The sequence below is a fragment of the Vibrio sp. YQ_11 genome, assembly GCF_043103065.1.
GTDB lineage: Bacteria > Pseudomonadota > Gammaproteobacteria > Enterobacterales > Vibrionaceae > Vibrio > Vibrio parahaemolyticus.
The window spans coordinates 441,683-455,482 of record NZ_JBICJM010000050.1 but is presented as its reverse complement, the minus strand read 5'-3'; the positions used below and the strand labels follow the sequence as shown (position 1 = coordinate 455,482).

Below are 13,800 nucleotides of genomic sequence, written 5' to 3'. Positions count from 1 at the left end.
TATGTTTCCTTTAAACCGTAATTGTTATGTTGCGATCTTCCGTACGTTCATGTTTTTTCAGTACAGAGCCGACACCTAACTGACCTTGTTGCTTAGATATTTGAACTTGAGGCAATAGACTATGTTTAGTCGTGAGTTGCCATTTAACGTGCTTGTGTTTGCCAATGAAGTCACCTGCTACCTGTTTTATCGTTTTCAATGTATTGGTCTTGGGTAACAGATTTTTGACTTGCTTTCTTTCCTTTGGGAGAAACTCAATTGTTGTACTTGCATTGATATTCCAGGCTCTTTTTCCTAGTGACGCACCAGCACCGAGTTGTGCAAACTGGCCTTCGGGCATACTTTTCGATCCCAAACGTGTTTGTTCAGATTTAGACAGTCGCATCCATTGACCTTGAAACTCGTGAATACGAATTTGGCAACCAGACAAACATTCCAAAATGCTCTTCAATGCACCTTTACTTCGTGTTGGAGATGCATACATGCCGCCATAATGCAGTGCAAGATCATTCCCATCGCCAGTCAATGACGACATGCAATCAGTTAATGGGGAGCGCTGATTTTTTGCATGCGCACGCGCTTGTATGGTTAACTGACTCAATTGCCAACTTCGATAATAGAGGGATAAAAGCCGATGGTTAAAAATGTCATAGAAGTCCACCATCGCATGATCGCCTTCTTTCAGTCGATGCAATGCAAGCTCACTGTAATGCTGAGGCAGTACACCCTGCTCCCCCGTCAAGCCAATCAAATTTGTCTCAAGCGCTAATTTATCTTTACCTAATGGTTTAGTAGAAACGAGTTGCGCATTCTCAAAGCCTAAAGACGCATTGACCTTTAAGTTGAGTTTCTCGTTTTTGGGTAATGCATCTGTTCCAATTTGCGATTCAACTTTCAAAAGCTCTTGCTCAATAAGATGAATAGCTTCAAACAAAGAACGTTGCTTTAGCTCGCGGTAGAAGTCCTCTGAGCTCATAACAACACCTTATCACCTGTCAGCGCAGGCCATACGTGAAAGGAGCTGCTGGTTGATTTCAACTTAATCTCTAACTGCGTAAACACGTTAATCTCCGCATATTGAGCAAAGTAAACAGATAACACGCTACCCAATAAAAAGATCTGCTCTTTTGGCAGTATCTGATCGGATACTGTTAGAACCAGCTTTACTCCATGTGCAAAACCAACTTTTCCTTTCTGACTAACCCTACCGGTTGTATGTTCAAACTCTAGCTTGACTAGAGCATCTATAACGGCTTTTGTTTCGGCAGTGCCTGCAAATGCATACAAGTTCAATGTTTGTTTTAACGTTGCTAAGCCGTCAGCTTCAGTAAAATGGTTCAATGTTAATAGCTTGGTAAGCTGCCATCGTGTGCTTTCATCCATCTCTGGTCTAAGCGTTTCGGAGAGAGACGTTAAGCACCTGATTGATTTAAAGTTATCATCAACATTGGGTAACTGAACCTTTGGTAGCCCGCCACCAAATGGAATTTTTTGTGGCAAATTACGATTGCAACACTCAGCTTCCACATACATCAGCCAATTATCTCTGCTTTCAGGGCTGAACAACTGGTATTGCTTATCAACAAAAGAAACATAAGTCTCTCGACCAGGCTCATCGTAGCCACCGGCCCAGTTTTTATCCTCTCGTCTCATTAACCAATACACTTCACTCGCGCTCATGTAGTGCGTGTGCTCTCCTGAATGGTAGCAGGGTAAGTGCTCGTAAGTTTTGTTCCAGTTTCTCAAGGTCACATCAGAAATCGAGACAACTTCATTACTCTCTGCATCTTGGTACTGAGGAGATAATTGATACTCGTACTCTGTTGGAAGGAGACGTTTAGGTTCCATGGTTGATTTGAACAGATTTACAATGGGAACACAGCCAACCATGACACTTTCCTCGTCGACTTGCTTTGGTAGCCAGTCATCGCTTGTATCGAAGTAAAAGCAAATCTCGACCTGCCCTTGAATCTCTAACTTATCTAAGCCGAGCTCAATCAAGTCAAAGAACATGAATTTTTCTGGGAAATGAAGGTACTCGACCAATAAACGAGATCCCGAAAAACTTCTCTTACTGTAAGGGACGACTTGCTCCTCGTCCCCAAAACCAACCGATTGAAGATGCCTCTTAGTTAGAGGCATGATTTCTTTACCATCCAATACGATTGAAAGACCAATCAAACTTTGGAATAACATTTGATATAGCTTGAGTGTTAATTGCGTCTGTCCATTTAAGTACAAACGCAAACAATCGATACCCATGGAATTGATAGAGGACTCTGAATCATGAGCACTCAGCTGACACCTTAGTACAGAGTGCGCATTGTGCTCCCACTTAGAGCCAGTAGGCTTGAAAGGCGCGTTCTCAAATGAACCAGAGATAATATCGAGTGGATACATTGTTGTCGGGTAACCGGTTCGAAACTGGCAATCTTGATATCCAGGGGCACTAACTTCGACTCTTTCACCCACAGGAATAGCAAATGAACTAGTGGTTGACTCTGAACAGTTCAATTTGATCACTGACATCGAAGGAATTGGCGCATGAAAGTCCGGATATAACTGTCCCATCAGTGATTCCGTAAACTGTGGGTAACTGTTATCCAGACTTTGTCTTATCCGAGCGGTTAAAAAAGCACAACCTTCCAACAGACGTTCAACATGTGGGTCTTCAACTTGTTCTTCGCTGATACGTAACCTAGCCGCAATTTTAGGATATTGCTCGCCAAACTCTTGTCCTTTGTGTCGCAGATAGGCCAATTCACGATTGTAGTATTTTAGAAACTCTTCACTCATTTCGCTCGACTCAACTTCATTCCTAAGTTCACTGGCTCGACTTCCGAATTGAATTTCAACTCGTGGATGTCATTATCAATCAAACAAGTTGCGCTAATTTCTAACCGTAAGGTTCGATCTATCGCATTTTTTTCATCAGAAATTTGAACGTGCGGATTTCTTAACCGAGGTTCAAACTCCCGAATAGCTTCATAAACGATGTCACACAACTGACTTTGTCCATCTTGGCTGCTATAAGGCATTGATGAAAAATCAGGTAACCCATAGTTCAGAATTGAGTATCTAACTTCTAAAAAGTCTTCGTGAATATTTTTCCAACCAATACGACTATTAAGCATCGACTCTAAGTCTCTTAACAAACCATTGAGCATGTGTTGCTGACTGACAGGAAAATCTTTTTCTTCTCTGGTAGTTGGGTCGCTATCAATCAACTTGTCTAGCAGTGAAACCGTTAAAGCCATAATTGCTCTTACGCCAACTCTTTTATTACTTGTAGATTTTGTAAGTCAGAAATCGGCAGCGCCATTTCACCGACAAGCCAACACTTCAGACCTAAACCTAAATAAACTTCTTTGTCAGCTATTTGTTTCCAGTCCGTTTCACGACCTAGTTTCTGAGCATCACTTTCTGAATCCACGTAAGTCATCGGCATATGGCCTTCACCTTCACCTAAACCGTCAATGTCAAACTCAACGGGGCGCCAAACACTTTCTAGCAAAGAGGTAGCAGATTTGATTTCTAAAGTGTTGATGCTAGCAATAGGGACGAGGAAGTAGTTGCCTGCGGTAGAAAACAGCTCAATGTAACCACCTAAACGATCATCAATATCCCGCACGTCTGAGAACGAAGTATCATTAGCTAAAAAGCCTTTTTCTTGTCTCAGTTCTTCGATTTGAAGAGCAAGTTCAGAAACTTGTTCATAATCTTGACTCACCATTGATAAGTTGAAGCTAACCAATGACTTAGTTAGTTCTTCGTTCTCACCCAATACCTTCGCGGTTGCCGCACCTTGAGCGAAATCCTTTCGCGCTTGAGCAGCTTTAACCAGATGTCTTAACTGGCTAGCGCCTGGAAGATATTCAGGAAACAGTTTAATAGACTGCATCAGTTGCTCATCAGCTCGCTCAAAATCACCATCAATACAAAGCAGTTCAATAAAAGAGCTTCTCAAACTGGCATCTTTTGGAGATGCCTTTATCGCTTCGATTAGTAATTCTAAAGCTTGTTGCAACTGCCCTTCAGATAAGGCATTTTTCCACTGAGTCATCTTTCTTTCCTTACACCAAATGTTCTGGTGATAATTCCGTAATTAATTTGATACTTGAGACCATTTGGTCGAGCTGAAAATGAGGGCGTAAATGTATCACCGAGTAGAAGTGCCCTGGCGTATCGCGTTTCTCTCTAACTTTGATCTTCGCTTCGTTCAATGGGTACTTAGCTCTGAGTTCATCCGAAGCTTCGTCTGAAGCCGTTGTATATTGATGTAACCAAGTTTGAAACTCCCTCTCGAGCGATGCCGCGTCCTGATAACCACCTATCTTGTCTCGCCCCATAACTTTGACGTAGTGTGCTATACGCGATACACACATCGTGTATTGGAGCATTGAGGTGAGTTTTGCATTGGTCGCAACATGCTTCTCTTCGTATAGTTTTGGCTTATGCAACGAAACATTGGAAGTCATGCCGACCATGTCTGTTTCAGGAACTGGTGAAATCGGAATGAATCCACAATCAGACAGTTCTTGCTCTTTACGCTCAGAGACTTTTAGATTTAAAGGGCATCTATCTCTGTCATTTTTGCCATTAATGCGCGTTTTGTTTCTTGTAGGAGCAACAATAATTCCTTGACTATAATCCCCCTGCTTTATTCCTCGCATATGAGTAAACCAACCGTGCTCTTGGAATGCTCTTATCGAAACAGCAGCAAAACAGAAGGCTCCACTTCCCCACAATAAATCGTTATTTGAATCGTCAATATTCTCTTGAAATTCAAATTGATCGTTTCGAGAACCATCACTTTTGTAGGGTTGTCGAAAAAGAACGTTAGGAGCGGTTAAGCCAATAAACTTGGTATCATCGTTATCTCGCAACTGTCTCCATTTGACATAATCAATTTGTTCAAATTGCGCAGCAACGTCTCGAGTCGACGAAAGTTCGGCAAATGTGTTCACACCGAATATTTCAGGAGACGCTGACATTACAAATGGACTAAATGCCGCAGCAGCAGACTGAGATATCTTGCTTAGCACAGAGATATCTCTATCAAAATAATTTGTTCTCGGGTCATAACGTAATTGATAATCACCAACAACCACACCAAAGGGTTCTCCTCCAGCCATTCCATATTCATTTTGATAGAGTAATTTAAACAAGGCAGACTGATCGAACTCGATAGCCTTGAGCGCATCTTTACTTACTTCATTCCATGTTGCAGATAGAACTTTAATTTTTACTGAGTCAGACGATGGTTTATCAACTTGTTCACATAAATATCGAACGCCTACCCAACTGCACTCTAATTTCTGAAAATCTGGATGATGAATGATCTCATTAAGCTGCTTCTGTAATAGTGTGTCAATGGAATTAATCGTGCTCACAATGCTATGTCGAAAACTCGCAAAATCTTTAGATTGCGTGCCTTCCAACCAAATTTGTGCCGCAAGTATTGAATCTGAACATTCAACAAATTGAGTCAACCAATGACTGTCAAACTCAGCCAGGCCCATCGGTGTAAACTCGTGTGTGAGTTCCTCTGGGTCTAGAAAGTCCAATGCATCTATTTTCGTCATAACTACCATAAGCTTGGCTTAATGGCTGGTCGAAGTGACCAGCCATTAACTCTATTTAGCCACCCGACTGAGGAATTTTGGCAACGAGTCTTAAAGACGTGGTTAGCTCTTCCATTTGAAGCCATGGCTTGAGCCAAGCAACCGCGTTGTAAGAACCAGGAGAACCTGGAATTTCCTTAACTTGTACGCGAGCGTCGGCAAGAGGGTATTTCGCACGAATTTCTTGACCGCCACCTTCAGAAGCATTCACATAGCCAAGAATCCAACGGTTCAACCAAGATTCAACGTCTTCTGCTTCCATAAAGCTACCGATCTTGTCTCGAGCCATTACTTTCAAATAATGTGCAAAACGAGAGGTTGCCATCATGTAAGGAAGTCTTGCTGAAATTGCCGCGTTTGCTGCCACTTCTGGAGATTCATGATTTGCTGGTTTTTGACAAGTTTGAGCACCAAAGAACACGGCATAGTTTGTATTTTTGTAGTGACACAACGGTAAGAAACCCAGTTTACCCAATTCCGCTTCACGGCGGTCTGTAATGCCAATTTCCGTTGGGCACTTCATATCTGGGTCACCATCATCACTCATGAAGAAGTGTGTTGGTAGGTTATCAACTCGCCCACCACCCTCTGCGCCACGAATAGCAGTACAGAAACCATACTTAGAAAATGCATCCGTCAGTTTGACGCCAAGCACGTACGATGAGTTCATCCAACAATAATCATTGTGATCAGCATTAACGGCGATACCCGACACAGGATCCACATCAAATTCTTCAAAGCCAAACGCTTCTACAGGAGACGTAGCTTGGCCGTATGGTAAGCGAGCTAATACTTTAGGCATCGTTAAGCTTACAAAACGAGAATCTGCACTTTCACGGAAAGAGCGCCATTGCGCATATTCCAACGACTCAAAGACTTTATCTAAATCGCGCGGTTTAGATAGTTCTGTCCACTCATCAAAACCAAATAGCGCAGGAGAAGCAGCAGACAAGAATGGTGAGAAACCCGAAGCAGCAACATTCGACATTAAACGCAAAGACTCAATATCTTCTGGATGGTTTGTAAACTCGTAGTCACCAATTAAAGCACCATACGGTTCACCACCAGCGCTACCAAATTCAGATTCGTACACTTTTTTAAAGATTTGACTTTGATCGAATTCAACCGCTTTACTTAAGTCTTTATGAAGCTCTTTCTTCGTGATGCTGATCATGCGAATTTTCAGCGTAGAACTTGTTTCTGAATTCATGACTAAGTAATTCAGCCCACGCCATGAGCCTTCTAACTTTTGTAGCTCAGGATGGTGCATAACTTCAGAAAGCTGCTCTGAAATCTGTCTATCAAGCAAATTAATCGCTTCACGGAAAGTTACGGTTAGGTTTTTATTCCAAGAAACCGTCCCCTTCATCGCTTCTTCAGTCAGTGTCTTGATCAGCTCTTCTGCTCTCGATGCTTCTGTTTGTTTCGTCGCACCAATAGCCTGTTCAAGAAATGAAGTGGTTTGTTCACCCACCGCAGGATCGAGTTGTTTTTCAACTTGAGTCGTCATTATTCTGCTCCCTCAGTACTTTCTGATGGCGCTTTTTTGCCAAGATCTAGCTCACCAGCTAGTTTTGCCAAATTGTCTGTATTGTTGAGAACTTCTTCTAGGATGTTTTCAAGTTCTTCCGAACGGTCGACTTTAGTCATCAAGTCTCGCAGTTTGTTACGAGTTTCCATCAGCTGACGCAATGGTTCTACTTGATTGACAATCGCTGCTGGTTCAAAGTCTTGCATCGATTTAAAGCTCAGTTCAACCGCAAATTCAGAATCGTCATTTGCTAACTTGTTTGCGACTTTGAACTTAACCGATGGACTCATCTTTTTAAGTACATCATCGAAGTTATCACGATCGATTTGAATGAAACGGCGATCCTTTAATGGTTTCAATGCTTCGGTATTTTGGCCTGCAAAGTCGCCCATAACACCCACCACAAAAGGAAGCTCTTTTTTCAAAGTTGTTCCTTCGGTTTCAACATCGTAGGTAATGTGAACACGAGGCTTCCGTACTCGTGAAAGTTTCGAGTGGATACTCGTCATACCATTCTCCCTTTATTAATTTTCATTTTGTTCTGCTATGCCAACCAAACGGAAGTAGCTTCGTTTTGCGTCTCCGTCGGAGATTAGTTCCGCCAGTAATTCAGGCAGAGGCATTCCACACCAACGAATAATTTGTTCGATGGAGTAAGAAACTGGTGAGTGAGGCTCGCTTTCTCTAAAAAAGTCCGCCACATGTTGCAACTGTTGAATAGCTTGTTCTCGAGATTGCATGTTTGTAACTAATAACGCAGATGAGTGGTGAGTAACTGCTTGTTGACTCGCTTCTTCCAACTCTTCACCATCATTTTCGTCAGAAATGGAGACCTCAGCCTTATCCTTAAAACGATTACCCAACAAGTGCTTAAGTGCCGCGTGTATTGATTCAATTCTTTTTGAAATATATGAGCTAGGCGTTACATCCCCTACAGCGTCATCAAGTCGCTGACTGAACTCATTAAAAGCACCTGTAGCGAACTCGAGATCTGCAATCAGAGACTGGTAAAACTCATCTGACGTTGATTTCACCGTGTCAGTAATACGCGACAATTCAATTGCGCCTTGATCTACTCGCACTCTTCGCTTGTCTTCATCCAAGCGCTCGAGTTCAATGGCTTGTTGGTATTCCCAATATGCATAAGCTTGCTCTATACCCATATCCGTCAATGGAATCGAGGCAAGAGGAAAGATCAGCGTTCCCTCACTATCAATACCATTAAGTCCAGTGATGGCAGAAATCCGCGTTTCTATGCCGTCTTCATCAGGCATTGGGTGCAACTCATCCCAATATGACTCAACAAACGCGCTAGCAATTTTGTAGCCTACGCCCATGCCTCTAAAACCATAAAGCCGAGTTAATGCTTCTATTAGCCAGGCAACAAACTCAAAATCTTTTGATTGTGTAGCGAGAACTTCTGGTACTTCTTCAACAAAAACGCGCCATAAGTTGTTATGTGTATGAATACTTTCTTCTTCGATGATGGCGTTTCGCTCTGCGTTTCTTGCCACCATTCGCTGATCTTTAAGTCGATAATAAGCAGACTGAGGAGAGACATCCTCTCTTGGATCAATGCCAGTCGGATTGTCTTCCGAAATTGGTGCAAGGACTTGCTCATACCAATCAAACATCGTGTTACTCATACTCTCCCCCTCAAAAACACAGGAATAGTCGCATCATCTCGCCTAGCGGAGTCAAACTCACTAGGTTCTTGACGCACTTTAATGAGCGCACACGTCACGTTATCACTAGCGCCACGCACCAGAGCAGAGTGCATCAATGCCAAACCAGCTTGGTTAACTGAATCTGCACATAGAGTTTTATGCATTTCATCACAGCTTAGTTCCTTGGAAAGTCCATCACTGCACAACAAGAACTGGTCACCATCCGCAAGCTGTCCCGATACTTGGTCTATCGTCACCATCTCATCAACCCCAACAGCTCGGGTAATTACATTGGCTAATGGATGGGACTCTGCGTCTTCAAATGCCAACAAGCCTTGCTCAACTAACTCCATCACTTGGCTATGGTCACGAGTTTTTTGTACAAAAGTGCCGTTTCTTAGTTGATAAATACGGCTATCACCAACCCATAGGCAGTGGTAATAACCATCCTGAATAAACAACAGCACCAATGTTGTGCCCATTGTCTTTCCATCTAAGTTCATTTGAGCATATTGATAGATCTCAAAATTCGCTTGCTGCACTGCTGCGCGAATATCATCTATATTGGTGTTTGGCACATCTTGCATATGGCGTGCAATTCTGTCGACCAGCATTTGACTCGCGATATCACCAGCGCTATGACCGCCCATGCCGTCAGCAACAACCCATATATGCTGTTCAGTCATATCCAGTAACGCATCCTCATTATAAGGACGAACTTTACCTGCATGAGTTTTAGCAAAAGTAAAATAATTCCAGTTCATTCTTTGCTTCCTACCAACTCCACTTTTGCCAACGACCATCTAACATTGCAGAGAATTGGCCAATAGATGGCAACCCAGTGCTAACAAACATACATGATTCAATATGAGTAGAGCCTTCTGTCCACCAGAAGCATGGTTTTCTCTGTTGACTCTCAATTAGATGATTTAACAACGTGTTTTGCTTTGCTTCAGTTGAAAAGCTAAACACTGTTGAGATCGGGCTTTGGTACAAAAGCGCCATTTCTTCATTGCATATCGTTACTTCAGAAACAAGCTCACACTTTTCCTGCATGCTTCGGTGCCATACATCAAATACAAATTCATCGTCTAACACTGACAGCGCTAGAGTCTGGCTATCTTCAGTCCAGCCACTTTGTGCCCAATACTGTGCTGCTTTGCCTTTTACCGCTCGAACAACAGTAAAAAAGAAGTAGCGACCGCATGCATCTACACTTGGAATCATGCTGCCGATATACGTAGCATCGTCCATGTAACTCACATCCAGTGCAAAGTGCCAAACTGGTGCAGTTAAAAAATAATCGTTCCAAGTGTCACCCAGTTGCTCTTTACTCACTGCAATAACAGCTTGCTGCCAGTCGTGCCAACGGTTTGCAAATTCAGGAGAAATACCGTCCTTAACAAAGTCACCTTTAGCCGGCATTTTTCCGATGTAGCCCCACTCAGGCGTTACAAGGTTTGCGGACATCTGAACCTCTCCATCTCATTAGACCAAAATGGGTTGATTGCACTAGATGGAATCAACTCAAGCTGAACCTTGTTCCCCTTCAAATCGATCATGACAATGTTGTCGTTGCGGGACTCTGGTCGAGCCTTGAGTGATTGGTCCAATAGTTTGAAAATGCCCCATTCCCCTTCATAGGTATGAGCAATTTCTCGTTTTGATTCGGGCGGTGTAAACACAATACGTGTCTGATCTTGACCCGATGGCCAGCGAAGTTCCTTCGATCTCGCAGGACCGTGCTTATAAACCAAGTCTTGATCACCTAGCTCTAGCACAAATCGAGTAATGTGTTGATCTAGATATACGGGTTTCATACCAAACTCGACTCGTAGCGAGTTATCTGATTCAAAGAACGATTGTCTAATGCGTTTTGCCCTTTGAAAAACCGCAAGCGTCTCGGGCCTTACACCGATTTCTTTTTCTAGTCTCCAACGACTCTTAGACGTGTCAACAAACGGCTCCAGATATTCTTGGAAGAACGAGTCCAACGTACCACCGTACCCGAAGAATCGTTGAAAGTCCTTTAGACGAACTTCCTTCGTTGCATTAGGTTCAAATGGGTATCTACCTGCTATAGTCCGCTGATAAGGACGCACTACATTAGTCACCCAAAGTTGATTTAGATGATCTTTAGAGCCGCTTTCTGCAAACTTAACCGATTCCTGTGACAACTCTCCCAACCATTGATTAAACGGTTTTGGTAAGAGATCTTTTGCTCTAGCAAAGGAGGCAGCAACATCCTGAGTTACCGTTCCATCCAATATGCTTTTGTAAGCAATTTTTTGATTGTTCCCTGAGCTAGACAAATCAGATAAGTACGAACGCAAATTCACCATCGCTTGCTGAATATCATCAAAGTCTTGTTCACTAAGTCGTAAGATTTCGGTGAAATGGGATTCAACTTCTTTACCTGGTAGAGCAACATTAAATCCATTCTCTTCAGGCAAATACATATCGAGTTTGTCTGCCGTATTAGAAAACTTCACTTTTGCAACCTTTCCTGCGACTTCCGTTGCTGCCTTTTGATTTTCCGATAACGTTACTTTCGATAACCCCACTTCCTTTTGTATTGCACGCAGAAGTGATTCAATTGGTCTTTCTACACCGGATAAAACTCTTGATTGCTCTGTTGCTAAAGCCAAACTCGGAGCTTGTTTAAGCTGAACATCCTCTATCAGAGTTTTCCACTCATTGACATAATCTTGATAATAGCGGGCTTGAACCCCCTGAATAGCACTATCATGATCAATTTCATGAGCTTTAAGATCATCCCCATACACCCAGTTTTCTTCCATCAATCCTTTGACGGTGCGATTAATCTGAATTTGGAAAATGCTGTGAAAACCGTTGTAGGTATAAAAACCGGAAATACCTTGCGATAGAGGTTTTCCACTTGCTCGCTCAAATTGTTCTAAACCTTTAGGTCCTAACACGTCTGTTAAACGGAAAGACGGAACGTGACTTTTAGCAAACTGCATCTTCATACGCTGATATGCACGCTCTGGAAGTGACATTTGCGTTAGAACTTCTCGTGCTGCACTAATAGCAGTCGCATTCATTGAGAAGCCTTTCTCGTCGTTCTCTAGTAAGTTTTTAGTATGCACTAGCAAACGCTCACGTAGCTCTTTGTTTAACTCTCCTGGATACTGACGTTCAAAGTAGAAGTTGAACCAAGTAATTACCTCTTCTTGTTGATACTTTTCCGGATTAAACAACATTAAATACGTCTTTAACGTCTCGTATAAGTATTCACGATGCTGCTTATTCGCTTCCATTTCCGAGAGCAAACTCTCTGACAGCAGAGTAGCAAAGTGTTGAGAAAGAGCATCTGAATACGCGTTATTTGCTGCTTGAGAAACTTTGTCACCTTGATACAGACCAAACTTTTTCACTGCATCAGAATGACCATATTCACTATTTTTCCCTAGTGGCAACATCATGATCTTGTCTAACGTGTCTACAGCACTGATAACGTCCGATTCAAAATCAAGGCTCTCTGCACCTATCATCGCTTCAATATGATTTGCTTGGTTATTGGTATCGACAATTAACTTTGAATTCCATTGATAACTCAGGAACCAAAGGGCAGAAGCACCAACAAGAACACCAGCACAACCCACGTATATGCCCGTACGCATCCATCCAGATTGCTTTTGATAGTGGCGGTTAACGGTACCTAGTAATTGCTCTTTAAAGATGACTCGCTCAAAAAGATTTTTAACAAAATAGCTATGCGAACTGTTAACGTTTGTCGCTAAAGGCAACCTCCCTAGTCCCAATCCATTAGTTGATTCACTCATCAGTCGATCAACAGGAATGCCTTCTTGTACAGAGCTAAGCAAGAAAACACCGCGAATAAGGGCTGGCTCTTCAAACGTGTTCTGCGCAAATATCTCAGACAAAAACTCATCTAAGTTTGCTTGTAAAACTCGCAGCTGTTTTGGAAATTCGAATATTAGCGTGCGCTTTTCTAAGTCATCTTCAGTTTCTAATATACGTAACATGCGCGCATCGAGCCGCTCCAACATGCCGTGAAACTCTTTATTGAATAGAGAAATAACACCACGTTCGTCATCAACTTCTCGTGGGAACATAAATCCAAAAAGTTCCTCACGCTCTTCTTTACTTAAATCAGCAAAAAATTCATTAAAGCCAGCAACCAGATCCATTTTCGTCAGCAGAACATAGATTGGGAATTGCATACCCAACTGATTTTTGAGTTCCTGAAGGCGAGATTTTATTGATCTGGCATGTAAGCTACGCTCCGTACGAGTTTGAGACATCACACTTGCTAGGCTGACTGTTACGATAGCGCCATTGATAGGCCTTTGAGTGCGGTATTTCTTAAGCAACCCTAAGAAACCGTGCCAAGCTTTAGAGTCAACCTTTTCTTGACTATCTTGCGTGGTGTAACGTCCTGCTGTATCAATAAGTACTGCTTTATTAGCAAACCACCAATCACAGTGACGTGTTCCACCTACACCAGCTATAGAGTCAGCTCCTAAGCTCTCAGTTAACGGAAATTCCAAGCCAGATTGCTTTAGAACCGTAGTTTTACCTGTTCCTGGAGGACCAATCAGAACGTACCAAGGTAAATCGTACAAACTACGCTTTCCTTTATGCGTTTTTGTCACAACTTTGATCGCTTGCTCTATACGATCGCGCATTACGTCAATTTCACTGGCGGCTTCTTTGTCTGATTGACTGTCTACTTCAAGCAACGTCTGAATACTTTCGTCTTCTCTAACTTTCTGTTTGTGCTGCTTTGTTAAGTTGATAAGCGCCCAAGCAAAAACAATCACTAAGATCGTAACTAAACGTTGAAAATCACTTTTAAGCGGCTCGTAACCTGCAACCGTGATCAGAGGACCCACAACCCAAATAAAAATGGAGCACGCGGCTACACCGACTAAACCAAGAAACCATCTTTGGGTAAATACTCTGCCTATTTCTTTAATACTCATTTCCTTGC

Annotated in this window: 11 protein-coding genes; all 11 read right to left on the bottom strand. The window is 42.5% G+C overall.

Annotation, left to right across the window (positions count from 1 at the left end; all coding sequences use genetic code 11):
- Window positions 1-10: 10 nt before the first annotated feature.
- From tssG to tssM, 11 genes are read right to left on the bottom strand one after another with little or no spacing between them, the layout of a single operon-like run.
- Window positions 11-976 carry a type VI secretion system baseplate subunit TssG gene (tssG, locus tag ACF8EG_RS23765; protein WP_031854282.1) on the bottom strand — a complete coding sequence of 322 codons (966 nt, stop codon included), beginning with the start codon at window positions 974-976 and terminating at the stop codon, window positions 11-13.
- A complete protein-coding gene (tssF, locus tag ACF8EG_RS23760) occupies window positions 973-2,796 on the bottom strand; it encodes a type VI secretion system baseplate subunit TssF (protein WP_005463819.1) in 1,824 nt (607 codons plus the stop codon). The genes tssG and tssF overlap by 4 nt, the downstream gene beginning before the upstream one ends.
- A complete protein-coding gene (tssE, locus tag ACF8EG_RS23755; protein WP_015313304.1) occupies window positions 2,793-3,257 on the bottom strand; it encodes a type VI secretion system baseplate subunit TssE in 465 nt (154 codons plus the stop codon). Before tssE ends, tssF begins: the two co-directional genes overlap by 4 nt.
- 8 nt (window positions 3,258-3,265) lie before the next feature.
- Window positions 3,266-4,063, bottom strand: a complete 798-nt coding sequence (locus ACF8EG_RS23750; protein WP_005463815.1) for a type VI secretion system accessory protein TagJ — start codon at window positions 4,061-4,063, stop codon at window positions 3,266-3,268.
- A gap of 10 nt (window positions 4,064-4,073) precedes the next feature.
- Complete coding sequence (tssC, locus tag ACF8EG_RS23745) at window positions 4,074-5,585, bottom strand: type VI secretion system contractile sheath large subunit (RefSeq protein ID WP_069505972.1); 1,512 nt, start codon at window positions 5,583-5,585, stop codon at window positions 4,074-4,076.
- A gap of 55 nt (window positions 5,586-5,640) precedes the next feature.
- On the bottom strand, window positions 5,641-7,134 hold the full coding sequence (gene tssC / locus ACF8EG_RS23740) for a type VI secretion system contractile sheath large subunit (RefSeq protein WP_045545370.1): 1,494 nt from the start codon (window positions 7,132-7,134) through the stop codon (window positions 5,641-5,643).
- A complete protein-coding gene (gene tssB / locus ACF8EG_RS23735) occupies window positions 7,134-7,664 on the bottom strand; it encodes a type VI secretion system contractile sheath small subunit (RefSeq protein WP_005463809.1) in 531 nt (176 codons plus the stop codon). The genes tssC (ACF8EG_RS23740) and tssB overlap by 1 nt, the downstream gene beginning before the upstream one ends.
- 15 nt (window positions 7,665-7,679) lie before the next feature.
- Complete coding sequence (gene tssA, locus ACF8EG_RS23730) at window positions 7,680-8,801, bottom strand: type VI secretion system protein TssA (protein WP_031851146.1); 1,122 nt, start codon at window positions 8,799-8,801, stop codon at window positions 7,680-7,682.
- Entirely contained in the window at window positions 8,798-9,586 is a 789-nt protein-coding gene (locus ACF8EG_RS23725) for a PP2C family serine/threonine-protein phosphatase (RefSeq protein ID WP_005463805.1), read from the bottom strand. The genes tssA and ACF8EG_RS23725 overlap by 4 nt, the downstream gene beginning before the upstream one ends.
- Before the next feature lie 10 nt (window positions 9,587-9,596).
- Window positions 9,597-10,292: a type VI secretion system-associated protein TagF gene (gene tagF, locus ACF8EG_RS23720; protein ID WP_069505969.1), complete on the bottom strand. Its 696-nt coding sequence runs from the start codon at window positions 10,290-10,292 to the stop codon at window positions 9,597-9,599.
- Window positions 10,274-13,792, bottom strand: a complete 3,519-nt coding sequence (tssM, locus tag ACF8EG_RS23715) for a type VI secretion system membrane subunit TssM (protein ID WP_045545369.1) — start codon at window positions 13,790-13,792, stop codon at window positions 10,274-10,276. The genes tagF and tssM overlap by 19 nt, the downstream gene beginning before the upstream one ends.
- Window positions 13,793-13,800 lie beyond the last annotated feature (8 nt).